This is a genomic window from Burkholderia territorii, from assembly GCF_001718335.1.
GTDB lineage: Bacteria > Pseudomonadota > Gammaproteobacteria > Burkholderiales > Burkholderiaceae > Burkholderia > Burkholderia territorii.
This window is the reverse complement of record NZ_CP013365.1, coordinates 444,503-468,278: the sequence shown is the minus strand read 5'-3', so window position 1 is coordinate 468,278 and position 23,776 is coordinate 444,503. Positions and strand designations below refer to the sequence as shown.

At 66.6% G+C, this 23,776-nt stretch carries 23 protein-coding genes; 6 read left to right on the top strand and 17 right to left on the bottom strand.

Annotated elements, in window-relative coordinates; translation table 11 throughout:
- The first annotated feature begins 73 nt into the window (after nt 1-73).
- The gene (gene wecB, locus WS51_RS02205) at nt 74-1,291 is read left to right on the top strand and encodes a non-hydrolyzing UDP-N-acetylglucosamine 2-epimerase (protein ID WP_059448805.1); all 1,218 of its coding nucleotides are present in this window, start codon (nt 74-76) and stop codon (nt 1,289-1,291) included.
- Between the two features lie 170 nt (nt 1,292-1,461).
- Here wecB and WS51_RS02200 read toward each other — a convergent pair whose 3' ends face one another.
- The 5 genes from WS51_RS02200 to WS51_RS02180 all read right to left on the bottom strand — a co-directional run bounded on the left by WS51_RS02200 (nt 1,462) and on the right by WS51_RS02180 (nt 7,105).
- Complete coding sequence (locus WS51_RS02200) at nt 1,462-3,324, bottom strand: methyl-accepting chemotaxis protein (RefSeq protein WP_059503735.1); 1,863 nt, start codon at nt 3,322-3,324, stop codon at nt 1,462-1,464.
- 149 nt (nt 3,325-3,473) lie between these two features.
- Entirely contained in the window at nt 3,474-4,151 is a 678-nt protein-coding gene (locus tag WS51_RS02195) for an OmpA/MotB family protein (RefSeq protein ID WP_059448807.1), read from the bottom strand.
- A gap of 18 nt (nt 4,152-4,169) precedes the next feature.
- The gene (locus tag WS51_RS02190) at nt 4,170-4,934 is read right to left on the bottom strand and encodes a flagellar motor protein (protein WP_059448808.1); all 765 of its coding nucleotides are present in this window, start codon (nt 4,932-4,934) and stop codon (nt 4,170-4,172) included.
- A 24-nt stretch (nt 4,935-4,958) separates the two neighbouring features.
- Entirely contained in the window at nt 4,959-6,209 is a 1,251-nt protein-coding gene (locus WS51_RS02185) for a Crp/Fnr family transcriptional regulator (protein ID WP_069228532.1), read from the bottom strand.
- Between the two features lie 233 nt (nt 6,210-6,442).
- Nucleotides 6,443-7,105 (bottom strand): glutathione S-transferase family protein, encoded by a 663-nt coding sequence (locus WS51_RS02180; RefSeq protein ID WP_059504050.1) that lies wholly within the window; start codon nt 7,103-7,105, stop codon nt 6,443-6,445.
- Nucleotides 7,106-7,407: 302 nt separating this feature from the next.
- Between WS51_RS02180 and WS51_RS02175 the strand changes: the two genes are divergently transcribed.
- Nucleotides 7,408-8,763: a polyhydroxyalkanoate depolymerase gene (locus tag WS51_RS02175; RefSeq protein ID WP_069228531.1), complete on the top strand. Its 1,356-nt coding sequence runs from the start codon at nt 7,408-7,410 to the stop codon at nt 8,761-8,763.
- 120 nt (nt 8,764-8,883) lie between these two features.
- Here the strand turns inward: WS51_RS02175 and WS51_RS02170 are convergent, their stop codons facing one another.
- The 7 genes from WS51_RS02170 to WS51_RS02145 form a co-directional block, all read right to left on the bottom strand.
- Nucleotides 8,884-9,351, bottom strand: a complete 468-nt coding sequence (locus WS51_RS02170; RefSeq protein ID WP_059503738.1) for a DUF3761 domain-containing protein — start codon at nt 9,349-9,351, stop codon at nt 8,884-8,886.
- Between the two features lie 67 nt (nt 9,352-9,418).
- Nucleotides 9,419-9,556, bottom strand: a complete 138-nt coding sequence (locus WS51_RS32425; RefSeq protein WP_167357958.1) for an HHHH-motif protein — start codon at nt 9,554-9,556, stop codon at nt 9,419-9,421.
- 308 nt (nt 9,557-9,864) lie between these two features.
- Nucleotides 9,865-10,299 (bottom strand): cupin domain-containing protein, encoded by a 435-nt coding sequence (locus WS51_RS02165; protein WP_059503739.1) that lies wholly within the window; start codon nt 10,297-10,299, stop codon nt 9,865-9,867.
- A 70-nt stretch (nt 10,300-10,369) separates the two neighbouring features.
- The gene (locus tag WS51_RS02160; RefSeq protein WP_069228530.1) at nt 10,370-11,137 is read right to left on the bottom strand and encodes an ABC transporter ATP-binding protein; all 768 of its coding nucleotides are present in this window, start codon (nt 11,135-11,137) and stop codon (nt 10,370-10,372) included.
- A gap of 33 nt (nt 11,138-11,170) precedes the next feature.
- Entirely contained in the window at nt 11,171-11,884 is a 714-nt protein-coding gene (locus WS51_RS02155; protein ID WP_060021968.1) for an ABC transporter permease, read from the bottom strand.
- The gene (locus WS51_RS02150; RefSeq protein ID WP_059448816.1) at nt 11,881-12,570 is read right to left on the bottom strand and encodes an ABC transporter permease; all 690 of its coding nucleotides are present in this window, start codon (nt 12,568-12,570) and stop codon (nt 11,881-11,883) included. The genes WS51_RS02155 and WS51_RS02150 overlap by 4 nt, the downstream gene beginning before the upstream one ends.
- Nucleotides 12,571-12,632: 62 nt before the next feature.
- Nucleotides 12,633-13,406, bottom strand: coding sequence for an ABC transporter substrate-binding protein (locus tag WS51_RS02145; protein ID WP_060021969.1), 774 nt, complete (start codon nt 13,404-13,406; stop codon nt 12,633-12,635).
- A gap of 492 nt (nt 13,407-13,898) precedes the next feature.
- Here WS51_RS02145 and hutC point away from each other — a divergent pair, with 492 nt between their 5' ends.
- A complete protein-coding gene (gene hutC, locus WS51_RS02140) occupies nt 13,899-14,594 on the top strand; it encodes a histidine utilization repressor (RefSeq protein WP_059448825.1) in 696 nt (231 codons plus the stop codon).
- Between the two features lie 16 nt (nt 14,595-14,610).
- On the opposite strand, the gene WS51_RS02135 is transcribed toward hutC, so the two are convergent.
- The gene (locus tag WS51_RS02135; RefSeq protein ID WP_069229102.1) at nt 14,611-15,852 is read right to left on the bottom strand and encodes a glycosyltransferase; all 1,242 of its coding nucleotides are present in this window, start codon (nt 15,850-15,852) and stop codon (nt 14,611-14,613) included.
- Between the two features lie 94 nt (nt 15,853-15,946).
- Here WS51_RS02135 and WS51_RS02130 point away from each other — a divergent pair, with 94 nt between their 5' ends.
- Entirely contained in the window at nt 15,947-16,561 is a 615-nt protein-coding gene (locus WS51_RS02130) for a TetR/AcrR family transcriptional regulator (RefSeq protein WP_059798808.1), read from the top strand.
- Between the two features lie 491 nt (nt 16,562-17,052).
- The gene (locus WS51_RS02125) at nt 17,053-17,406 is read left to right on the top strand and encodes a hypothetical protein (RefSeq protein ID WP_059448820.1); all 354 of its coding nucleotides are present in this window, start codon (nt 17,053-17,055) and stop codon (nt 17,404-17,406) included.
- A 52-nt stretch (nt 17,407-17,458) separates the two neighbouring features.
- Here WS51_RS02125 and WS51_RS02120 read toward each other — a convergent pair whose 3' ends face one another.
- The 4 genes from WS51_RS02120 to WS51_RS02105 form a co-directional block, all read right to left on the bottom strand.
- Nucleotides 17,459-18,301 (bottom strand): alpha/beta fold hydrolase, encoded by an 843-nt coding sequence (locus tag WS51_RS02120; protein WP_069228529.1) that lies wholly within the window; start codon nt 18,299-18,301, stop codon nt 17,459-17,461.
- Between the two features lie 110 nt (nt 18,302-18,411).
- Nucleotides 18,412-19,329, bottom strand: a complete 918-nt coding sequence (locus tag WS51_RS02115) for a LysR family transcriptional regulator (RefSeq protein WP_069228528.1) — start codon at nt 19,327-19,329, stop codon at nt 18,412-18,414.
- A gap of 238 nt (nt 19,330-19,567) precedes the next feature.
- Complete coding sequence (locus WS51_RS02110; RefSeq protein ID WP_044848083.1) at nt 19,568-19,813, bottom strand: DUF3717 domain-containing protein; 246 nt, start codon at nt 19,811-19,813, stop codon at nt 19,568-19,570.
- A gap of 273 nt (nt 19,814-20,086) precedes the next feature.
- Nucleotides 20,087-21,622, bottom strand: coding sequence for an amino acid permease (locus WS51_RS02105; protein WP_059503744.1), 1,536 nt, complete (start codon nt 21,620-21,622; stop codon nt 20,087-20,089).
- 596 nt (nt 21,623-22,218) lie between these two features.
- Here WS51_RS02105 and WS51_RS02100 point away from each other — a divergent pair.
- A complete protein-coding gene (locus WS51_RS02100) occupies nt 22,219-23,751 on the top strand; it encodes a GGDEF domain-containing protein (RefSeq protein WP_059503745.1) in 1,533 nt (510 codons plus the stop codon).
- Nucleotides 23,752-23,776 lie beyond the last annotated feature (25 nt).

The following is a 23,776-nucleotide window of genomic DNA, read 5'->3' as shown; positions in this document are numbered from 1 at the left end:
ACGAGTCGCCTGCAACCAGGCTTGACGCCGGGTGCCGGGCCTTCCGGCGCGAAGATGCTCAACGAGGATAACGATGAAGAAGATCTTGCTTGTATTCGGGACTCGGCCGGAAGCCATCAAGATGGCGCCGCTCGTCCGCGCGCTGAAGTCGCGCAAGGATGTCGACGCCCGCGTTTGCGTTACCGCCCAGCATCGGGAAATGCTGGATCAGGTCCTCACGTTGTTCGCCATCCAGCCCGACTACGATCTCAACCTGATGCGCCAGGGCCAGACGCTGACCGACGTGACGACCGGCATTCTCCAGGCGATCGGGATCGTCTTCGACGACTTCGGCCCCGACGTCGTCCTTGTGCACGGCGACACGACGACGACGCTGGCGGTCAGCCTCGCGGCGTTCTACCGCTATTTGCCCGTCGGGCACGTGGAAGCGGGCCTGCGCAGCGGCGACATCTGGTCGCCGTGGCCCGAGGAATTGAATCGTCGCGTGACCGATGCCGTATCGTCGTGGCATTTCGCGCCGACCGGCCAGGCGCGCGACAACCTGTTCAGCGAAGGCGTGCCGGTTGGCGCGGTCGTGATGACGGGCAACACCGTGATCGATGCGCTGCACGACGTCAAACGCATGCTCGACCGCGACACCGCGCTCAACCACAAGATCGCCGCGCGCTTTCCCTTTCTCGATCCGTCCCGCCGCGTCGTGCTGATCACCGGCCATCGTCGCGAGAGCTTCGGCGAGCCGTTTCGGCATTTCTGCGAGGCGCTCTGCGCGCTCGCGAACCGCTATCGCGATGCACAGTTCGTCTATCCGCTGCACCTGAATCCGAACGTGCGCGAGCCGGCGCGCGCGCTGCTCGGCAGCGTGCCGAACATCTACCTGATCGAACCGCAGGAATATCTTTCATTCGTATTCCTGATGTCGCGCGCGCATTTCATCATCACGGATTCGGGCGGCATCCAGGAGGAAGGGCCCGCGCTCGGCAAGCCGGTGCTCGTCACGCGCGAGACGACCGAGCGGCCCGAAGCGATCCAGGCCGGCACCGCGCGGCTCGTCGGCACGGACCAGGAGCGAATCGTCTGGGAAGCGTCGCGGCTGTTCGACAGCGAGAGCGCTTACGAGGAAATGGCACGCGCGAGCAATCCGTATGGCGACGGGCATGCGAGCGAGCGGATCGTTCACGCGCTGATGCATTCGCCCGGGGCGACCGCGAACGCGACGAGCTTTTCGCTGGGGGCCGCGGAGATGCCGTTCAACGCGCTCACGCTCGGGTTGCAGGCGTTGCGGTCGCCTTGAAACGGATCGGCTGGCGAGATGCGGACGGGCGCGACGGGCAGTGATGCGCGATGTCGCCGCTCGTCGTTCGTCGCATCGCGCCGTGCGATCGCCGCGCCGACAGCGAGGACGTCCGCCAGATCCCGCGGCCGACGCCTTCAGAAGCGCATCATTCTAACGTCGCACGCGCTTCACTCATCCACCTTGAATGCCGATACGAGTCGCGTCAGTTCCGCCGCCTGCTGCCGCAGGCTTTCGGCTGCCGCCGCGCTTTCCTCCACCAGCGCCGCATTCTGCTGTGTCATCTGATCGAGCGACTGCACCGCGTCGCCGATCTGGTCGATGCCGGCGCTCTGTTCGAGGCTCGCCTCGGCGATCTCGCTCATCATCGCGCTGACGCCCTGCACCTGCGATACGACGTCGCGCATCACCGCCCCGGCCTCGCCGACGAGCCGCGTCCCGGCGCTCACCGTCCCCGCGCTGTGCTCGATCAACGCCTTGATCTCCTTCGCCGCCTGCGCGCTGCGCTGCGCGAGGTTGCGCACTTCCGACGCAACGACCGCGAACCCGCGTCCCTGCTCGCCGGCTCGCGCGGCCTCGACCGCCGCATTCAACGCGAGGATGTTCGTCTGGAACGAGATGCTGTCGATCATCACGATGATCTCGGAGATGCGCTGCGATGCGTCGCTGATCTGCTCCATCGTCGTCACGACTTCGCCCACGACGTGCCCGCCGCGCATCGCCGTATCGGATGCGCCGGTGATCAGCTTCGCGGCCGTCGTCGCGGTCTCGGTGTTGTTGCGCACGACCGCCGTGATTTCCTCCATCGACGAAGCCGTTCGCTCGAGGTTGCTCGACTGCCCTTCGGTCCGCTCGCTGAGATCCGCATTGCCCGACGCGATCTGCGCGGACCCGGTCGCGATCGACGCGGACGCCGCGCGAATCCGGTGAACCAGCGTCGACAACGACGACACGAAGCGGTTGAACGCGTCCGACAGCTGGCCGATCTCGTCCTCGCTCTCGACCGTCATCCGGCGCGTCAGGTCGCCCTGCCCGCTCGCGATCTCCGACAGCAGCGTCGCCGCGCGGCGAATCGGCGCGGCGATCGCGCGCCCGACCAGCCAGATCACGACCAGCGCGACGCCGAGGCCCGCGATCGCGGCGACCAGCGCCGCGCTGCGAATCGCACGCGTCACGGGGCCGAGCAGTTCGGCTTGCGGCACCTCCACGACCACGTATGCATTCAGCTCCGGAATGAACGACGTCGCGATGAAGCGCGCACCGCCGTCGCCGTCATAGCCCAGGAATGCATACGGCTTGCCGGCCAGCAGCGTCGACGATGCATCGCCGGGCAGCCCCGGTTCGTCCTTCAGGAAGTGCTTGCCGTCGATCAGCGACGTATCGCGATGCATCATGATCGCGCCGTCGGGCCGCACGAGATACGCGAACCCGGTATCGCCGATCCGGTACGCGGCGATCCCCTTCGCGAGCGCATCGACGGACAGGCTCATGCCGGTCGCGCCGACCGGCGTGCCGTCGAGTTCCACGCGGCTGTTGATGAACATCATGTAGCCGCCGGCCGTGACCTCGCGATCCATGTTCACGTCGTAAGTCTTGCCCGATGCGAGGAAGTCGGTCAGCCACCGATCCTTGTCGCTGACCTTGCGCTGCAGGCCGGCCTCGTTGTAGTAGTTGCCGCTCTTCACCGACACCCATTGCACGGACGCCGCCTTCTGCTCGCCTTTCACGTTCGTCGCCAGCTGGATCCAGTTGCGCGTGCCGGCGTCGGGTTCGCCGTCGGCTTCCCATTGCAGCAGGAACGCATCGCGTGCGAGAACGCGCGACGCGGCGATCGGCCCGGCCATTTGCCGCTGCACGTCGGCGCGAATGCCGCTCACGGCCGTCGGCAACTCCTCGCGAACGATGCGATCGCGCACGGCGTTGCCGATCAGACGAACGCTCAACCCGCTCGAGATCGCGACGAACACGAGCAGGCAACTCGTCATGCTGAGAATCAGCTTGCTCTGAATGGACAGCTTGCGCCAGAAATGCATGGGGTACCCTCGATAACCGCTCGGTCTGAGCCAGCTTGGGTTATCGGCAGGCACGCGCGGAATCGCATCGCGCGATTCACATGTTCGTCATGCGGGATCGGATATGTCGGCGACGGCCGTCCGTCGCACGGTGGCCGAGGATCACGCGCTCAATAGGCGACGAAGATCGTCACGCGCCGGTTGCGCGCCCGCGCGGACGCGTCGTCGCCCGCCACGAGCGGCTGCGTATCAGCCCGCCCGATCGCAGCGAGCCGGTGCGGCGCGACGCCGCGATCGGCCAGATAGCGCACGACGCTGCCGGCCCGGGCGGACGACAACTCCCAGTTCGATTCGTATTTCGCATTCGCGATCGGCACGTTGTCGGTGTGCCCTTCGACGAGAATGTCGCCGGTCGCATGCTCGCTCAGCGCCTGCGCGATCTGGCTCAGCACCGGCGTCGCATCGGGCAGCAAACGCGCATCGCCGACGTTGAACAGAACCTTCGCGTCGATGCCGATCTCGATCGCGTGCGGCGCGCGCACGAGCGAGATGCGCCCGTTCGATTTCAGCGCGTCGAGCGAGGCCAGCCATGCGGGCGCACGCGCGGGCACCGCTGCATCGGACGCGCTTGCGGTCACGCTGTCGTGCCGCGCGAGCGTCCGATAGCGCGCATCGAGCGCGTTGTATTTGGCGAGCTGCAGCACGTACAACGCGAGAAACAGCACCATCAGCGTCGTGACGAGATCCGCATAGGAAATTAGCCAGCGTCCGGACTGCGTGCCTTCCGTTTCATCGTCACGATCGGCGGCGGCCGGCGCCGCCCGTGCACCGTCAGTTCGAGCGGTCATGTCGAAGCTCCCGGTGCGTCATGCGAGCGACTCCGCCGCGCGGCCGCGCACGTCGCCGGTCAGCCGCGTCTCGATCGTATGCGGCGACTCCTTGCGCGAGATCGCGAGCAGGCCGTCGAGATACAGCTTGCGGAACCGCAGCTCGCTGTCGATCTGCGCGCGCAGTTTGCCGTACAGCGGTAGAAACACGAGGTTCGCGAATGCGAGGCCGTAGAGCGTCGCGATGAACGCGACCGCGATGCCCGGCCCGAGCTGTGCCGGTTCGAGAATGTGACTCGTCACCTGGACCAGCCCGAGCACCGAGCCGAGAATGCCGAACGTCGGCGCATAGCCGCCGGCCTGCTGCCACACGCGCGCGGCCGCGAGCCGGCTGCGCTCGTATGCGTCGAGCTCGCGGTGCAGTGCGTCTTCGAGCACGGCGGTCGACACACCGTTGGCGAGCAGCTCGAGCCCGCGCCGCGCGAACGGATGGATGCCGCTCACGTCCATCGATTCGAAGGCGAGCAGCCCGTCGAGCTTCGCGCGATCACCCCACTCCAGCAGGTCGGTCAGATGTTTGCGGTCGACTTCCTGCGCCCGCACGAACGCGAGCCGCAACTGCTTCACCGCATCGAAGAACCGCGCCCACGTGTTCTGGATCATCACCGCGCCGAGCGTACCGCCGAGCACGATCACGAGCGCCTCGAACTGGAACAGCATCGAAAAATGTCCGCCTTCCAGTGCGAAGCCGAACACGATAGCCGCGCCGCCGAGCAGCACGCCGGCCAGGGTCAACAGGTCCATAGGTGTCTCCGGTCGGGCCGCGCGTTACGCGTCGGATGAAGCCAGCGGCATGGGCGCCGCGCCCGCCGCCGGTGCCTTGGCCGCGCGCACCGCATCGAGCACGCGCCGTTCGATTTCCTCGATCTCGATCGGGTCGAGCTTCAGCTCGCGGCGCATCACCCACGACACCTCGTTGCGCCGCGCTTCCGTCATCACGGAGAACAACTTGTCCGCCACCGCGCGATCGTCGAGGCTCGCGATCAGCTTCGCGAGATCGTACGTATCGAATGCGCTGATCACGTCGAACAGCGTGCGCTGGTCGACCCACACGATATCCTCGAGCGCGCGCACGTCGCCGCCGGCGCGCGGGCTGCGACGCGAGAAATACGCGACACCCTTCTGCTCGACGTAACCGAGCACCTTCGACTTGCGGAACGCGAACACTTCATCGGCGATCTCGCCGTGCGACAGCTTGTTGAGCAGCAGCTTCCGGTCGACACCGATCAGCGCTTCGAGATCGGCCAGCTCGATCAGTTCGAGCTCGCTGTTGATCGACAGGTCGAGATCGTGATCGGCAACCTGCTGCGCGCGATCGATCACGCGCGCGGCATCGAACGTGACGACCTGGCGCGCATCCGACGACGCCGCCGGGTAATCGGCCGCGCCGCCGGCATGGTCGGCCTGCGCGGCTTCGATCGTGACGAGATTGAGCTTCTCCATGCGGCGCAGCATCGCCAGCACGTGCGGGCGCGAATGGCCGGCGATCGCGCGACAGCGGCGAATCACGTCCGCGAGCGGCACCGACGCCTCGGCCGCCTGCGCCTGCATCGGCCGGCGTGACCACGCGTCGTCCGAGCCGCGCGTGTCGGCACCCGCCATCAGCGACAGCACATGCGCATACGACAGCACGCCCGGCATGAAATCCGCGTGCGTATAAGTCGCAAGCTGGTCGTCCTTGCGCTTCACGCGCCGGATCATCGTGCGCACGACATGACGGAGCAGCGCGGACACGTGCTCGATTTCCTCGTCGAGCAACGCGGCCGGCACGACCGTGAGCTGGCAGAACGACAGCGCCTTCGCCGTATGCGCGCGCGGCTCGGATGCAAGCAGCGCGGATTCGCCGAAGAATTCGCCGCGTCCGAGCGTCGCGACGACGACGCGCTTGTCTTCGCAGCGCGTCGACAGCTCGACCTTGCCGTCGGCGATCAGAAAGATGACGGGCTCGCCGGCGAAGCCCTCCGAGTAGATGATCTCGCCGGGCGCGGCCGTGCGCGTCCACGATTGCTGACGGTTCAAGTTGGTTCCCCTGCTGCGCTGTATTTTCGGACTGCGCGTCGCATGTCGGATGCATGCGATCGACAGTCGTCCCCGTGCCCGATTAACGTCATCGGCCCAGCATCCTTTAGGGAATTCGTTCTCGTTTCCGGCGAAAATCAACGTAAAACGTTTGCGAGTTGCGCGGCCGCACCGGCGATTCGTTTCGAACGACGTGCGTGCGTCCGATTCAATGCACGCAGATGCGACGCGCGTCAGAACTCCATATCCAGTTCGTCGATGTCTTCATGCTCCGCTTTCGCGGCATCGATCCACTCCGCGACGAACGGATGCGCGAGGACGCGCATGCAGTACTCGGCGATTTCGGGTTCGAGTTTCACGTCGTAGGTCAGGAAGCGCGTGACGACCGGCGCGTACATCGCATCGGCGACACCGATCTGCTCGCCAAACAACCAGGGGCCGCCATACGCGGCCAGACACTCTCGCCAGATCGTTACGATGCGCTCGATGTCGTGCTGCGCACGCGACCAGATCCGGAAACCGGGAAAATGCGCGCGCAGGTTCATCGGCAGCGCGGAGCGCAGCGCGCTGAAACCGGAATGCATCTCGCCGCAGATCGACCGGCAATGCGCGCGTGCATGCCGGTCGTCGGGCAGCAGCCGCGCTTGCGGCCGGATCTCGTTCAGGTACTCGGCGATCGCGAGCGTGTCCCACACCGTGCTGCCGTCGTGCGTCAGGCACGGCACGAGGATCGAAGGCGACAGCAGCAGCAACTCCGCGCGCGATGCCGCGTCGATCGGCACGCTGACGGTCTCGAAGACGAGCCCGCTCAGCCTCGCGAGCAGCCAGCCGCGCATCGACCACGACGAGTAGTTTCGGCTGCTGATGGTCAACGTCGTCTGTCCGGTAGAGTCCATGTCGCTCTCCTGCTGATTGCCGTTCGTGCCCCTGCACCGAAAGCGCACGCCGCGCCACGTCGAGCGCACCACGCCGGTGCCGCGCGTTCGCCGAAGTGGCGCATCGCCGCACGACGTGGCCCCACGGCCGTGACCCCGAACCGCTGCAGCAGCGTGTGACGTTCGGCCGTCCGGCTGCACGGGGGCCCGTGCGTCACCGCGTGCGATGCCGCATGCGCGAACCGCGTGCAACGCGCGTGCCAGCCGCACGCTGGCACACGGCTTGCCTCGGTCAATGCAACGTGACGCGACGAGCGACGGACATGAACCTGCTTGCCTATCCGCTCTACCAATGGTCTGCGGAATGCCTGCGCCCGGCGCGCGCATGGGCGGTCGCCACGCGCGCGACGATGTCGCTGTGGCCGGCCGCCACGGCCACGCCGACGGGCCGCATGGTAGACGCACTGTGCGAACTGCTCGAATGCTGCGCGTTTTCGCACCGGCGCCCGCCGTTCGGCATTGCGTCGGTCGTCGTCGACGGCGAATCGGTGCCGATCACCGAGGAAGCCGCGGCGGCCACTCCATTCGGCACGCTGCTGCATTTCCGCAAGACGCGGCCGGTTCCGCGCCAGCCGCGCGTGCTGATCGTCGCGCCGATGTCCGGACATTTCGCGACGCTGCTGCGTGGCACGGTCGCCACGATGCTGGCCGATCACGACGTGTACATCACCGACTGGCATAACCCGCGCGACATCCCGCTTTCGGCCGGGCGTTTCGGCTTCGACGAATACGTCGGTCACGTGATCGATTTCATTCACCAGATCGGCCCGGACGCACACGTGCTCGCGATCTGCCAGCCGACCGTCGCCGCGCTGTCCGCGGTCGCGCTGATGGCGGCCGCCGGCGATCCGACCCAGCCCGCGAGCCTGACACTGATGGCGGGGCCAATCGACTGCCGCGTGAATCCGACGAAGGTCAATGCGCTCGCCACGAGCCGGCCGATCGAATGGTTCGCGCGCAACCTGATCAGTGTCGTGCCGGCCGGCTTCGTCGGCGCGCAGCGGTGCGTGTATCCGGGCTTCGTGCAGGTCGGCGCGTTCATGTCGATGAATCCCGACCGCCACGCCGCGTCGTTCGCGGACCTCTACTACGAGCGCGCGAAAGGCGACCCGGCGAAAGCCGACACGCTTCGCCACTTCTACGACGAATACTTCGCGACGGCCGATCTCACCGCGGAGTTCTATCTGGAAACGGTCGAAAAGGTGTTCCAGCAATACGCGCTCGCGCGCGGCGAGCTGGTGGTCGGCGGCCGGCTGGTGGAACCGGCCGCGATTCACCGCACCGCGCTGCTGACGATCGAGGGCGAGAAGGACGATATCTGCGCCGTGGGCCAGACAGTGGCCGCGCAGGAGCTGTGCTCGGGATTGCCGCCGTACCTGAAGACGCACCACGTGCAGACGGGCGTGGGCCACTACGGCGTGTTCAACGGCAGCCGTTGGGAGACGCAGATCTATCCGATCGTGCGTGCGACGATCCACGACAACGAACCGTACGATCGCACCGCCGACACGGACGGCAGCGCGAGCAGCGCGCGCTACGTGACGCTGCGGTCGTTGCTCGACGCGCGCGCTGCCACGCACGATGCGGCGACCGCGACGCAATCCGATCGCGTGCACTGAACCCGCGCGGCATGGCGGCATTCGGCGTGGCACGTCGGCGGTGCAAATGAATCGCCCCGCACGGGTGGCGGGGCGCGATACCGGGCAGGGCGCGAGCGCGAAGACTCGCGCGACCTCTCGTTACGAACAGGCCTTGCCGTGCGATGCGTGATAGCCCTTCGCCTTCGCATCGGCTTCCGACATGTAGCTGCCGTGCTTCGTCTTGCCGTAGTACTTGTCGGTCGAGCAGTGGTAGACCTTCGTGCTGTCGTTGGCCCACACCTTGCCCGCGCCGCCGCCGGGCGCCGCTGCCGCGGTCGTCGCGGGCGCGCTCTTCGCCGGGGCCGCGCCCGATGCGGCGGAAGCGGAAGCCGCGGTCGCGGGGGCCGCGGCCGGTGCGCTGGCCGCGGCTGCCGACGATGCGCCGTACCACGTCTTCACGCCCTTGTGGCCGGCACATGCACCCTTCTTCGACGCGCCCGAGTAGAACGAGCCGTCCTTGCACAGCCCGGTCGTGCCGGCCGGCGCGCTGGCCGGAACCTGTGCGAACGCACCGATCGACATGCCCATGCCCGCGACGAGCGCGGCGATCAACATCGTCTTTTTCATATTCCTCTCCTGATTTGCCTGAATGGGAAAACGTCCCGGCACGATGCCGGGCATACCGCGCCTCGGGTCAATGGACCCAGCGGCACACGCGGTGGTGGTGATGATCGAAATGGCACACGCGGTGCGAATGCGCTTCCGCCAGTGCCGGCACGAGCATGGCGCAGGCGACGGCCGTTACGGTCAGGATCTTCGCGATGCGGGTCATGACATTCTCCTGGGTAGGGCAGCCGGTGGTCCGGCTGTCCCCTCCTTAACGCGGGGTGCCGACACGCCGTGCACCGCACCTGTCGCGAATTGACCATCTTTGACAGCGTGTAACGAAACGTCACGCGCGGCTGACGAATCGCCGTCTATTTTTTCGATTTCCTTACGCGGCGAACGCTTGGGATACCGAATGACCGAAGCAGGACGACGCGCCTGAACGCGGCCGATAAAAAAACCGCCGGAAGGCGGTCTTTGGCAGGCACGCGGGGATGCCCGCGTGCGGAGCAACGGAGGAACGGAGTAACGGGGCTACGCGCCCGCGTCGCCCCACGGCGTCGGCGCGGGCACTTCGCAGGGCCCTTCGACGTCGATCGACTTGAAATCGGCCGGCCCGACGATCTCCAGATACTCCATGTCGGGCGAGTAGTCGAACAGATAGTGCACGATTCCCGGCGCCTGGTGCACGCAGTCGCCGGCGCTCACCAGCGTCTCGCGGTCGCCGTACATGAAGCGCGCCCAGCCCTTCAGCATGATCACGATGTGGAACTCGGCCTCGTGACGGTGCCAGCCGGTGCCCGCCGCCGGTGCATGATTCGCCCTGACGAGCTGCGCGATGACCTTGCCGTTCGTCGCGGCCGCGATGCCGAGATCGCGATACAGGAAGAAGTCGCGCAGGCCTTCGCCTTGATACGCGGTGTCTTGCGGCTTCACGTGGGAAAACGCGGTAGGGGTCGGCGTGCTCATCGCGGCGCTCCTCGGTCGACAGAGTCATCCGGGACAAGCATTTAGCGTTCCAGGCTGCGGCAGCGCCCGCTTATTTGAGCCGTCCCGACAAAAACTGCCCGAGCCGCTCGCTTTTCGGACTGACGAGAATCTCCCGCGGATCGCCCTCCTCCTCGATCTTCCCCTGGTGCAGGAAGATCACATGGTTCGACACGTTGCGCGCGAAGCCCATCTCGTGGGTGACGACGACCATCGTGCGGCCTTCCTCGGCGAGCTTCTGCATCACCTTCAGCACTTCGCCGACGAGTTCCGGGTCGAGCGCCGACGTCGGTTCGTCGAACAGCATCACCTCCGGCTCCATCGCGAGCGCACGCGCGATCGCGACGCGCTGCTGCTGGCCGCCCGACAGGTGAGACGGATACATGCCTTCGACGCGCGGCGCGAGGCCGACCTTCTCCAGATACTTGCGTGCGCGCGCGACGGCCTCTTCCTTGCCGATCCCGAGCACGGCCATCGGCGCCTCGATCACGTTCTCGAGCACCGTCATGTGCGCCCACAGGTTGAAGTGCTGGAACACCATCGACAGCTTCGTGCGCATGCGCTGCAGTTGCTTCTGGTCGGCCACGCGCAGCGCGCCGTTGCGGTCGCGCGTGGTCTCGATCGGCTCGTTGCCGATCGTGATCTGCCCCGAGCACGGCTGCTCGAGGAAGTTGATGCAGCGCAGGAACGTGCTCTTGCCGGAGCCGCTCGAGCCGATGATGCTGATCACATCGCCGGCCTTCGCCTTCATCGACACGCCCTTCAACACCTCGTTGTCGCCGAATTTCTTGTGCAGGTTGTCAACGGTGAGCTTGTACATGCTTGGTCCTTCCTTGCGAATCTTGCGAATGCGTTAATGGCCGCGCGGCGACAGGTACGCGAGCCAGCGCGCCTCGAGCTTGCGGAACGCCCAGATGAGCGCGAATACGACGATGGCGTACAGCACGGCTGCAATGCCGTAGGCCTGGAACGACATGTACGTGGCGGAATTGACGTCGCGCGTGACCTTCAGGATGTCGGGCACGGTCGCGGTGAACGCGAGCGTCGTCGCGTGCAGCATCAGGATCACCTCGTTGCTGTAGCTCGGCAGCGAGCGGCGCAGCGCGGACGGCAGGATGATGCGCGTATAGAGCTTGAAGCGCGACATCCCGTAGGCCATCCCGGCCTCGATCTCGCCGGCCGACGTCGCCTTGATCGCGCCCGCGAAGATCTCGGTCGCGTACGCGCATTCGTTCAGCACGAACGCGAGCAGCGTGCAGTTCATCGCGTTGCGGAAGAACGTGTCGAGCAGCACGTGGTTGTGCACGACCTGCAGGCTGTAGATCCCGGTGTAGCACATCAGCAGCTGCACGTAGAGCGGCGTGCCGCGGAACACGTACGTATAGAGCCACACCGGGCCGGATATCCAGCGGTTCGACGATGCACGCGCGATCGCGAGCGGCACGGCCAGCGCGAAACCGAGCGCGATCGACACGACCAGCAGCCACAGCGTGATCGCGAGGCCGCTGAAGCGGTAGCCGTCGGTATAAAGATAGCTTTGCCAGTACTGGCTGACGAGTTCGATCACAGTGCAAGCCTCCGGACGCCGGCGGAATAACGCTTCTCGAGGTGGTGCAGCACGACGTTCGACACCGTCGTGATCGCGAGGTAGATCGCACCGGCCGCGAGCGTGAAGAAGAAGAAATCGAGCGTGCTCTTGCCGGCGTCCTGCGACGCCTTCACGACATCGGCCAAGCCGATGATCGACACGAGCGCGGTGGCCTTCACGAGCACCTGCCAGTTGTTGCCGATGCCCGGCAGCGCGAAGCGCATCATCTGCGGGAACAGGATCCGGTGGAACACGCGCCAGCCGCTCATCCCGTATGCGAAGCCCGCTTCGAGCTGGCCGCGCGGCACCGCGAGGAACGCGCCGCGGAACGTTTCGGTGAAGTACGCGCCGTAGATGAAGCCGAGCGTCACGACGCCGGCCACGAACGGGTCGATGTCGATCTGATCCCAGCCGAGCAGGTCGGTCGCATTGTTCAGCAGGATCTGGATCCCGTAGAACAGCAACAGCATCAGCACGAGATCGGGCACCGCGCGGATCAGCGTCGTGTAGAACGTGCCGACCGACTTGAGCACGCGGTTCGCCGACAGTTTCGCGCCCGCGCCCGCGAGGCCCAGTATCAGCGACGCGGCGAGCGACAGCACCGCGAGCTTCACGGTCTCGACCGTGCCGGCCCACAACAGCGGGCCAAATCCTTGGAAGATCATGTGAGCGTGTCCAGAAAGACGGGCGGCGCAGCGCGGTGCGAGCCGCGTGCGCCGCGAAGGCGTCAGCCGCCGTAGACGTCGAATGCGAAGTACTTCTTCTCGAGCTTCTTGTACGTGCCGTCCTTGATCATGTCGGCGATCGCGTGGTCGATTTTTGCCTTCAGGTCGGCATCGTCCTTGCGCAGGCCGATACCGGCGCCGTTGCCGAGCGTCTTCGGATCGTCGATGTCCTTGCCGGCGAACTCGAAGTTCGCGCCGCGCGGCGTCTTCAGGAAGCCGATTTCAGCCTGCACCGCGTCCTGCAGCGCGGCGTCGAGGCGGCCGGACATCAGGTCCTGGTACACGCCGTCCTGGTTCTGGTAAGGCACGACCTGCACGCCCTTCGGCGCCCAGTACGTCTTCGCGTAGGTTTCCTGGATCGTGCCCTGCTCGACGCCGACCGACTTGCCCTTCAGCGATTCGGCCGTCGGCTGCAGGTTCGCGCCTTTCTTCGCGACCAGGCGCGTCGGCGTGTTGAACAGCTTGTCGGAGAACGCGATCTGCTCGGCGCGCGCCGGCGTCATCGACATCGACGACAGCACGCCGTCGAACTTCTTCGCCTTCAGCGCGGGGATCATCCCGTCGAAGTCGTTCTCGATCCACACGCATTTGGCCTTCAGCCGTGCGCAGATCTCGTTGCCGAGATCGACGTCGAAGCCGACGACCTTGCCGCTTGCATCCTTCGATTCGAACGGCGGATAGCTGGCGTCGACGCCGAACCGGATCGTCGACCAATCCTTGGCGTGGGCGCCGACCGCGAGGCAGGCAAGGGCAATACTGAGCGCGAGTTTCTTCATGGCGTTCCTGTCGTGGGCGAACTGGGCACGGGCCGTCGACGTCGCCGCCGCGAACCCTTGCAACCCGGGCGTCGCCCGTCCGGCGACCTCCGAAGTTGTACATACAACTTTGCCTTTTTCAGGTCGCCACCAGCAATCCGTGTTTATCTCTAATTGTCTGCGGATTATTTTGATGAGCGAATTTTCCTTATATTTCAATTCACTACAGATTACATGCAGATAAAATCCAGCTTTCTGTGCGGATTCGGCGCGTCGTCGTCCTGCGTGCATTTGTCTATACTTCCCGGGCCGTCGCGCTCGACGGCGAGACGGCCGCAGCCCGTATGCGCTCTGCCGGCTGCCGATCGGCGGGCCGGACACGGGCCGGAATAACCCGAATCCCGGGCCCGCAGTCGGGCCCGCACCGCGTCGAACCCGGTACACTCCGCCCGGACACCGCACGAAGGCCGGCCCGCGACGGCACGCGGCCGCCGTCTCTTGAACAGCAATGCAATGACCACACCGATCTATCAGGAAATCAAGGATTTCATCCTCGCGCGCATTCATGCGGGCGAGTGGGCGGAAGGCGACCAGGTGCCGTCGGAGAACGAGCTCGCGCGCGAATTCAACGTCGCGCGGATGACGGTCAACCGCGCGCTGCGCGAGCTGACGGCCGAACAGGTGCTCACGCGCACGCGCGGCTCGGGCACGTATGTCGCGTCGCCGAAATACGAATCGACGCTGGTCGCGATCCGCAGCATCTCGGATGAAGTCGCCGCGCGCGGCCATGCATATCGCGCGCAGGTGCTGGAGGTCGGCGCGGCCGTCGCCGATGCGAAGCTCGCCGACGAGCTGCAGCTCGACACCGGCAGCCCGATCTTCCATTCACGCGTGCTGCATTTCGAGAACGACACGCCCGTGCAGCTCGAGGAGCGCTGGGTCAACCCGGCCTGCGCGCCCGAATATGCGTTGCAGGACTTCACGACGACGACGCCGAACCAGTACCTGACGCGCGTCGCGCCGCTGCAGCGGGTCGAGTACCGGATCGAGGCCGCGATGCCCGATGCGGCGACGCGCCGCCATCTGACGATGGACGAACGCGAGCCGTGCCTGCTGCTGCATCGGCGCACGTGGTCGCAAGGGATGGTCGCGTCGGTGGCCAATCTGTGGCATCCGGGCAGCCGCTACCGGTTCACCGGGCACTTCTGACGCGGGACGGGCGCATTCACCGCACGCCGTTGCGCCCCCAGCGCTCGATCGCGCCGACCGCCAGCCGCACGCCATCCTCCCGCGCGAGCCGCGCACCGAGCTCGGCGGCACGCGCTTGCGTGTCGGCGCGTGCCGCGAACGCGATCGCGCGTGCGAGCGCCGCGGCGTCCACACGTCGCCCCGCCACCGGCGCGTCGGCCACGCCGAGACGTTGCAGCCGGCTCGCCCAGAAAAACTGATCTCCGGCGAACGGCACGACGACCGACGGAATGCCCGCCCGCGCGGCCGAATGGGTGGTCCCCGATCCGCCGTGGTGGACGGCCATCGAAACATGCGGGAACAGCCGGTCGTGCGGCGTCTCGCCGATCACGCACACGTGCGCCGGCAGCATCGACGCATCGATGCCGCTCCACCCCGGATGAAACAGCGCGCGCCGGCCGTCGAGCGCGTGCACCAGCGCGGCGACCATCGCGGCCCGGTCGAACCCCGCCATGCTGCCGAAGCCGATATACACGGGCGGATCGCCCGCGTCGAGAATACGCGACAGCGCGAGCGGCGGCGTCCACGCCGGCGCGTCGACGCGCCACTGGCCGCATGCCATCACATGCGGCGGCCAGTCGGCCGGGTCGGCCAGCAGCGCGGGCGACACGCCGTACAGCATCGGATGATCGGTCCATACGCGCCGGCGCGGCGGCAGTCCGCACACGCTGGCGCGCGCGGCATTGGTCGCCCTTTTGAACGCATGCCACAGCAGCGCGTTCACGAGCCGGTGGCTCGCGCGATTCAGCCAGCGCGGCACGTTGCCGGGCGGCAGAAACGGCGACGCGAACGCTGCGGTCGGCGTGATCGGGATCATTCCCGTGCCGATCGCCGGCACGCCGCGATACTCGGCGATCGACAGCCCGACGAACGACGCCAGCCCCGACACCAGGATCGCATCGCAACCGGCCGATGCGTCCGCGACTTCGCGCATCCATGCCGCCGTGTTCGCATTCGCGATCGCCGCGAGCGCCTTCGACGTGTCGTTGAAACCGCCTCGCCCGCGCACCGCGTCGGACAACGCGCCCTGCGGCGCGATCGCCGCGCGGATGTCGCCGGACAGCGGTGCGCTGGGCACGCCAAGCGCGACAGCCGAACCGAGCGTCGCGGGGTCGGCCAGCAACGTGACCTCATGACCGGCATCCAGCAGCGCGCGGCCGAGCGCCGCGAGCGGGCGCGTGTCGCCTTCGGTTCCGTAGGTGGCGATAACGAGCTTCATGCGTGGCTCCTTGTACACGATGCAGGCGAGTGGATTCATAAAAATGCACGTCGTATACTAATGCAATTCGTGCACTTTCAGCAGATACCGAACCATGCCGACGACGAACGACGATCCGGGCCGCCGCGCACGCAAGCGCATCCAGATGCTCGCGCATCTCGCCGACACCGGCGCACGGCTGTTCGATGCGCACGGCTACGATGCCGTGACGATGGAACAGATCGCCGCGCAGGCCGATGTCGCGAAACGCACGCTGTACAACCACTTTCCGACGAAGGAGGCCGTGCTCGCGCACTGGCTCGAACGCGAACTCGCGCGCGATCTCGCGCACCTGCAACGCGACATCGCGCGACGGAAGACCTTCGCGTCGCGGATCGCCTGCGTGCTCGACGCGTCGGCCGCGTGGTGCGAACAACATCCGGCGTACCTGCTCGCCTACCTGCGGCATCGTTTCCTGAGTATCGGCGTGGCGCAAGCGGAAACCGGCAACGGCGGCGACATCGCGCCCGTTTGGCAGCAACTGATCGCGGCCGGGCAGCAGGCAGGCGAACTGAACCCGGCGCTGGCGGCCGACCAGCTCGCCACATGGTTCCATCATCTGTATCTCGCGGCCATGCTGCGCTGGCTGACCGTGCCTGGGTTGTCGCTGAAACGGGAATTCCGGTCGGTCGCGACGCTGTTCGTCGAAGGTGCGCGCGCGAAAGCGTGAGCGGCCGTCGCGGCCATTCCGTGCCTGGCGCCGCCAATGGCCGCCGATCCGATCGCCTCGTGGATCGTCGCGTCGGCGCGGACAGCGTCGGCTGCTGCACTTCGCCCGGGTCGCGCGCCGCCGCGCAGTCGCGCTTGAATCGTTCGTAGTAGTCCTGCCGATGTGACATCGGCGCTTTCGCCACATCGCCTTTCGCGCGGCGCTGCTGCATCAACGCATCGTTGTCGATGCCGCTTTCGCGCGAAATCGCGTTGAACGTGATGCTTGGGCAGCCTGTCGCACTGGAGAATCGCGGGCGACGACCGTTGAAGGTATCGCGACGCGACGAGGAGGGATTTTTACAACGATTGCACGGACGGGATGCCAAATTCCCCGCGCAGCAGTATGCTGGTGCCGTACGACCGCGCACGATGCCTCGGGCAATCCCTTAGTCCGCACGTCGTCGCGCCGCCGTCGCGACCGCAATCATGCGTTGCAAGGAGGGCTTCTTGATGGCTACCACGCATCAGCACTTCCACCTCGAACTACGGCACGCCACCGCGCCGACGTATTTCATCAGCTACCTGTTTCCCGCCTTGCTGTTCGTCTACGAACTGCTGCGCGTCGGCCAATGGATCCGCGATCACGGGATGCAATTCGGCGCGTTCAAGCAGATGGGCTACGAGTATCTGCTGATGCTGCTGTTCGTCGGCCTGCAGATCGTCGTCGAGGCGATCTTCCTGCTCGGTGCCGCGATGCGTCGCGACAATCGCGACTTCGAACACCGGCTGCCGAACGTGGTGCTCGGCATCGGCTGCTCGATCGCGATTCTCGCGATCGACCTCGCAATCCAGCTGTCGTTCTGAGCGCCGGCGGGTTCGGCCCGCCGGTCGCATCGCACGCAGGCGCCCTTCGCGTTCAGGCGGGCGCGTCGCGCAGGAACGTCGTCACGGCCGCGAGTACGTCGTCGGTCCGCTCGCGATGCGGCATGTGTCCGCATCCAGCGAGCAGCAGGAACGACGACGGCCCCGCGACGCGCGCTGCGATCCGTTTCGGATGCACGTCCGATCCGTATTCGTCCTGCTCGCCGTGAATCGCGAGCGTCGCGCAATGCACGCGCGGCAGCTCGTCGTCGAGGCTCCAGTCGCGAAACGCCGGCGACAGCCAGGTGTCGACCCACGCGCGCAGCACCCATTCGGCCTTGTCGCCGTGATAGCGCGCGAGCCGCTCGAGCTGGCCGGGCGCGGCGAACTGCTGCGCTGCGTTGCGAATGCCGTCGCGTGTGCGATCCTCGACGAACGCCTGCGCGGAGACCGTCACCAGTGCGCGGCAACGTGCCGGATACGCGGCCGCGCATCCGGCCGCCATGCCGCCGCCGACGCTGTGCCCGAACGCCACGAACGCGTCGATGCCGAATCGCTCGAGCAGCGCACGGAACCCGTGATCGGCCTCGTCGCGCACGAACGTCGTCGCGAGTTGCCCAGGATGACGATCGGACCGACCGAAGCCCAGCCGGTCGTAGGCGATCACGTCGCGCCGGGTGGCACGCGCGAGTTGTGCCGGGAAGTCGCGCCATAGTTCGACGCAGCCGAGCGAATCGTGCAGCAGCACGATTGGCGCGGCCGGCATAGGTGCGGCCGGCATAGGCACGGCCGGCTCTGCCGCCGCCGATGCCTGCCGCGGCACGCCGTGCCAGCGCTTCGCGAAAAGACGCCCTTGCGGCGTCTCCACCCAGGTCTCCTCGGTCACGATGTCAGTCATGTGTGTGTCGTCTGCATGAGGGCGGCCGCGCGCGGGCAAGCCGCATCGAATGCCGACGATGGTGACCCGGCGACGCGTGCCGCGTCAAGCAAGCCCTGCCGTGCGCACGCTCATTCCGGCTGCGGCGGCAGATATTCCATCTGCGACTCGTCGTACAGCCGGTAGATCAACGCCTGCATCGCGCGGATGTCCCCCGACTCGTCGAGCATCCGCATGCTCATGATGATCGGCGACACGAGGTTCGGATCGTCGAGCGGCTTGTAGCTGATGTCGTCGCGCTTCAGGCCGTAGACGCTGTGCGGCACGACCGACACGCCCTCGCCCATCGCGACGAGCCCGAGCGCGATCTGCAGTTCGCGCGTCTCGTAGATCTTGCGCGGCTGCAACGCGCGATCGTGAAAGGCGGCGAGCACCTGGTCCGCATAGCTCGGCCGCGGTGCCTTCGGAAAGATGATCAGCGTGTCGTTCACGAGATCGTGCAGCGACAGCACGGGCTTCGCGCCGTCGAGCACGTGACCGACCGGCAGCGCGACGATCATCCGTTCCTCGCGCAGCACGACACGCCGCACGCTCGGATCCTCGTGACGGATGCGCCCGAACCCGACGTCGATGCGCCCTTCCTTCAGCGCCTTGATCTGGTCCATCGTCGACATCTCGTGCAGGCTCAATTCGACGGCCGGATACTCGCTGCGAAAGCGCCGGATGATCTTCGGCAGCATCCCGTAAAGCGTCGAACCGACGAATCCCACCGACATGCTGCGCTCGATCTTGCCGACCCGCTTCGTCATCGATTCGAGTTCGGTGGTCTGCGCGAGCAGCTGCACCGCGTGCGAATAGAAGAACCGCCCCGCGTCGGTGAGCTTCAGCGGCCGCGCGTTGCGCTCGAACAGCGGCACGCCGAGCGCCTCCTCGAGCTGCTGGATCTGCCGGCTGAGCGGCGGCTGCGCGATGTGCAGGCGCTCGGCCGCACGCGTGAAATTCCGCTCCTCGGCAACCGCGACGAAGTAGCGGAGGTGTCTCAACTCCATGTTCGAACCCTCCCGGACCGGCAACGGACGTTCATTCACCCCGCACGGACGCGTGCCGCGCCTGACGTCCGGTCATCACCCGATCCCGATGCCATGACGATACCTCAGCCCGCGCCGGTACCGGCACGAGCCGCGCGGTGCCGCTGTGGCGCCCGGCACCGCGCCAGGCAAAACGGGAAGCCGCAGGGCCTCCCGTTTCGTCATCGACGCCGTGCCGTGGCAGCGTCCCGGCCGTGCATCACGCCTCGGTTGCGTACAGCGCGTCGCGCTGCGCGTCGCTCAGCGAGTCGAGCGGCACGTCCGGCAGCCGATAGCAGATCATCGTGCCATACAGCTCGGCCAGGCAGTTGCTGCCGGCGTCGAGCGCGTAGCCGTCCTCGCCGTCCGGTGCCGGCGGATACACTTCGCGCCACGCGTTGATCGCGGCTTCGATTCGCACGATGGAAACGGGTCCGGCTTTCCGCTCGGCGGGTGATGCACTCATGGATTCCTGGATTCCTCTAAGGTTGCGCGCTCCGCGGGCCGTGCCGGCCGCGGCGGAACGATGGAAACGCCGGGCGCCGCCGGCCGTCGCGAGACGCGCGCGCCGGATGCCCGATCCGCGTCGCGCGCGTCGCGCCGGCCGGGCGTTGGCCCGGCAGGGTCGGGCAATATAACCGGCTTTGACCCCGTACAGGCGAAAGCGGACAAAAAAAACGGGAAGCGCGCGGCTTCCCGTTTCGTTGCGCCATCGTGCGGCCGCGTGCCGCGCGGGCAATCAGCCCGCGGTTTCGCGGTTCTCCACGCGTTGCATCTGCGCGCCGCGGTTCGCGGCGACCCACGGCGCGATCTCCATGTCCTCGTAGCGCACGAAGCGGCTCTTGTTCAGGAGCCGGTAGCCGAGCCATACGACGAGGAACAGCGGAATGCCGACGTAGGTCGCGGCCACGCCCGCCCAGTCGATCCGGTTCGCGAGGAACGCCTGATAGTCCTGGCCCAGCGCGATCACGAGACACAGGACGAACGCGAACAGCGGGCCGAACGGAAACCACTTCGACTGGTACGGCAGCTGGTCGAGCGCGTAGCCCTGCTTCACGTAGCCCTTGCGGAACCGGTAGTGGCTGATCGCGATGCCGAGCCACGCGATGAAACCCGTCATCCCCGACGTGTTCAGCAGCCACAGGTACACCGTCTTGTCACCGTAAAGCGACGTGAAGAAGCACAGCGCGCCGACCGCCGTCGTCGCGTACAGCGCGTTGCGCGGCACGCCGCCCGGCGACAGCTTCGCGAACAGCTTCGGCGCACGGCCTTCCGTCGCGAGGTTGTAGAGCATCCGCGTCGACGCGTACATGCCCGAGTTGCCGGCCGACAGCACGGCCGTCAGGATCACCGCGTTCATCACGCCGGCCGCGAACGCGAGGCCCGCGTGGCGGAACACGAGCGTAAACGGGCTCACGCCGATGTCGGTCACGTCGCTCTTCAGCAGGTTCGGATCGGTATAGGGAATCAGCACGCCGATCACGAAGATCGCCAGCACGTAGAACAGCAGGATGCGCCAGAACACCTGACGCACCGCGCGCGGGATCGTCGTGCGCGGATTCTCCGACTCGCCGGCCGCGACGCCGATCAGCTCGGTGCCCTGGAACGAAAAGCCCGCGATCATCGCGACGCCCATCAACGCGGGCAGCCCCCCCGCGAACGGCGCGTCGCCGATCGTCAGGTTGCCCCAGCCGTTGGCCGGCGCCCCTTTCAGAATGCCGAAGATCATCAGCAGGCCGACGCCGATGAACGCGAGCACGGTAACGACCTTGATCAGCGCGAACCAGTATTCGGCTTCCCCGAAGCCGCGCACGGTCAGCGCATTGAGCAGGAACATCACGCCGAGGAACGCGGCGCTCCACCAGACGCCCGGCACGTCCGGGAACCAGTAGTGCATCACGAGCTGCGCGGCGACCAACTCGACCGCGATCGTCACGGCCCAGTTGTACCAGTAGTTCCAGCCGAGCGCGAAGCCGAAGCCTTCGTCGACGTATTTCGCGCCGTAGGTCGCGAACGAGCCCGAGACCGGCATGAACGCGGCCATTTCGCCGAGGCTCGTCATCAGGAAGTAGACCATCAGGCCGATCAGCATGTAAGCGACCATCGCGCCGCCGGGGCCGGCTTGCGAGATCGACGCGCCGGACGCGACGAACAGGCCCGTGCCGATCGAGCCGCCGATGGCGATCATCGTCAGATGGCGCGCCTTCAGCGCGCGATGAAGCTTGGGTGGGTTCGCGGACGAACCGGGTTGGTCGGAATTCGGAGTTGCGGACATAAACGAGACGAACGTTGAGCGGGCCGGCATCCGGAGCCGGCGCATGCGGGATCGGGGCGCGGCGCGCCGCCTGTTGCGATGCATTCGATGCGGCCCCGATATGCGTCGTGCGCCGGGCGCCTGCGGCGAAGCGCGGATTCTACCTGATTCGCCGAGGCGACAGCTGAGCGCCGAACGCCCCCGGCGCTGCATGCAGGCGCAGCAGAATCAACGGGTTGGAGGCGGCCGGGCGGAGAAACGGCAGCACGGTTGGCGGGCGCGTAACACAGGTCATGTCACTCATGCGGCCATCCACGATGCGAACCGTGTGGTCGGTAATCGCGCCGGCGCAATCGTCCGATCCTGTATTAAAACGACAAATCGATCGGCATGCGCGTCAATAATCAGACGAAATACCGGCCGCCCGCAATTGATTTAAATCAAATTGAACCCCGACTCACGGTAACCGTATGTAATCGTTCCGAATCACGCTCGGGACATGCATGTTTTGCATCGCGCGGCGAAAGCAGGGAATTCGCGAGATAATGCCGAATAATGCGAATTAATCAGTGCGCGGAATCGTCTGCGACGCAAATATCCGCCGCCCGTCCCCGAGAATGAAGCCACCCACGCCGCTCGCCGCGCTGCGCGGTCATACCGCGTCGGCCGTGGCACGCATTCTGTCGCCCCGCGGCGTGCTCGTCGCGGGCGTCGTGCTGTTGCTGTTCAGCTGGGGGCTCTCGGCATCGCTGTTAATCGAGGCACGCCGCGACGCGTACGACCATGCGGTCGAAAATGCGCGCAACCTGATGCTGCTGATCGAGCGCGATATTTCCCGCAATATCGAACTGTACGATCTGTCGCTGCAAAACGTCGTCGACGGTCTCGCCGATCCGGAGTTGATGACACTGCCGCCGCGTCAGCGTCATCGACTGCTGTTCGATCGCGCGGCGACCGGTGCGTATCTCGGCGCCATTTTCGTGATGGATGCGCAGGGCAATATCGTGATCGATTCCGCCGAATCGTCGCCGCGACAAGGTAATTTCGCCGACCGCGATTATTTCGCGGTGCATCGCGACCGGCTCGCCCAGGGTCTGTACATCAGCCGGCCCTATGCATCCCGGTTGCGCGGCGGCGCGTTGACGATCGCGCTCAGCCGGCGGATCACGCTGGCCGACGGCCGCTTCGGCGGGATCGTCGTCGGCACGCTCAGCATCGACTACTTCCGCGCACTGCTCGACGGTCTCGCGGTCGGCAAGCACGGCAGCGCGGCGATCGTCGAGGACAACGGCACGCTCGTGTCGCGCCTGCCGTACGATGCGCGCGTGGTCGGCCTCGACCTTCACGACGCCCCGCTCTTCATCGAGGCGCAGCGCCGCAGCGAAGGCGCGCTCACCGGCGTCGGCGCGATCGACGGCGTGCGTCGCATCTATGTTTACAAGCATCTCGCGAACCTGCCGCTCGTCGTCGACGTCGCGCCCGCCGAAATCGACGTCTATGCATCGTGGCGCCATCGCACGATCTGGGCTGCCGTGCTGATGTGCCTGTTTACGGCATTCATCGGCTGGGGCGCGCTCGCGCTGTCGCGCGAACTCAAGCGCCGGCAGATCGCCGAATCGAAGCTGTACCGGCTCGCGCACACCGATTCGCTGACCGGCCTCGACAACCGCGGCACGTTCGACACGGTGCTCGCGAAGGAAGCGCAGCGCGCGTCGCGCAGCGGCCGCCCGCTGTCGGTGCTGTTCGTCGACGTCGATCATTTCAAGGCGTTCAACGACTACTACGGCCACCTCGCCGGCGACGACGTACTGCGCCGCGTCGCGCAATCCGCGTCGGGCTGCCTGCGCCGCGACAGCGATCACGTCGCCCGCTACGGCGGCGAGGAATTCGTCGTCACGCTGCCCGACACCGATGCGCGGGGAGCGGCGATCGTCGCCGAAGGCATCCGCCGTGCGATTGCCGAGCTCGACATCGCGCACGGGCGCAGCCCGTACGGGCACGTGACGGCGAGCATCGGCGCCGCGACTGCCGCCGGCGGGCGCGTCAACGCCGCGACGCTGCTGCGGCAGGCGGACGAGGCGCTGTACCGCGCGAAGTCCGGCGGACGCAATCGCGTGTCGAACGCCGAGGCCAACACGGCCGACGCATGACACGGCGGCCGGTGCGGCGGCACGC

Coding starts and splice junctions, on each gene's coding strand:
- wecB (WP_059448805.1), top strand. CDS start 74: ATGAAGAAGATCTTGCTTGTATTCGGGACTCGGCCGGAAGCCATCAAG.
- WS51_RS02200 (WP_059503735.1), bottom strand. CDS start 3,324: ATGCATTTCTGGCGCAAGCTGTCCATTCAGAGCAAGCTGATTCTCAGC.
- WS51_RS02195 (WP_059448807.1), bottom strand. CDS start 4,151: ATGACCGCTCGAACTGACGGTGCACGGGCGGCGCCGGCCGCCGCCGAT.
- WS51_RS02190 (WP_059448808.1), bottom strand. CDS start 4,934: ATGGACCTGTTGACCCTGGCCGGCGTGCTGCTCGGCGGCGCGGCTATC.
- WS51_RS02180 (WP_059504050.1), bottom strand. CDS start 7,105: ATGGACTCTACCGGACAGACGACGTTGACCATCAGCAGCCGAAACTAC.
- WS51_RS02175 (WP_069228531.1), top strand. CDS start 7,408: ATGAACCTGCTTGCCTATCCGCTCTACCAATGGTCTGCGGAATGCCTG.
- WS51_RS02170 (WP_059503738.1), bottom strand. CDS start 9,351: ATGAAAAAGACGATGTTGATCGCCGCGCTCGTCGCGGGCATGGGCATG.
- WS51_RS32425 (WP_167357958.1), bottom strand. CDS start 9,556: ATGACCCGCATCGCGAAGATCCTGACCGTAACGGCCGTCGCCTGCGCC.
- WS51_RS02165 (WP_059503739.1), bottom strand. CDS start 10,299: ATGAGCACGCCGACCCCTACCGCGTTTTCCCACGTGAAGCCGCAAGAC.
- WS51_RS02160 (WP_069228530.1), bottom strand. CDS start 11,137: ATGTACAAGCTCACCGTTGACAACCTGCACAAGAAATTCGGCGACAAC.
- WS51_RS02150 (WP_059448816.1), bottom strand. CDS start 12,570: ATGATCTTCCAAGGATTTGGCCCGCTGTTGTGGGCCGGCACGGTCGAG.
- WS51_RS02145 (WP_060021969.1), bottom strand. CDS start 13,406: ATGAAGAAACTCGCGCTCAGTATTGCCCTTGCCTGCCTCGCGGTCGGC.
- hutC (WP_059448825.1), top strand. CDS start 13,899: ATGACCACACCGATCTATCAGGAAATCAAGGATTTCATCCTCGCGCGC.
- WS51_RS02135 (WP_069229102.1), bottom strand. CDS start 15,852: ATGAAGCTCGTTATCGCCACCTACGGAACCGAAGGCGACACGCGCCCG.
- WS51_RS02130 (WP_059798808.1), top strand. CDS start 15,947: ATGCCGACGACGAACGACGATCCGGGCCGCCGCGCACGCAAGCGCATC.
- WS51_RS02125 (WP_059448820.1), top strand. CDS start 17,053: ATGGCTACCACGCATCAGCACTTCCACCTCGAACTACGGCACGCCACC.
- WS51_RS02120 (WP_069228529.1), bottom strand. CDS start 18,301: ATGACTGACATCGTGACCGAGGAGACCTGGGTGGAGACGCCGCAAGGG.
- WS51_RS02115 (WP_069228528.1), bottom strand. CDS start 19,329: ATGGAGTTGAGACACCTCCGCTACTTCGTCGCGGTTGCCGAGGAGCGG.
- WS51_RS02110 (WP_044848083.1), bottom strand. CDS start 19,813: ATGAGTGCATCACCCGCCGAGCGGAAAGCCGGACCCGTTTCCATCGTG.
- WS51_RS02105 (WP_059503744.1), bottom strand. CDS start 21,622: ATGTCCGCAACTCCGAATTCCGACCAACCCGGTTCGTCCGCGAACCCA.
- WS51_RS02100 (WP_059503745.1), top strand. CDS start 22,219: ATGAAGCCACCCACGCCGCTCGCCGCGCTGCGCGGTCATACCGCGTCG.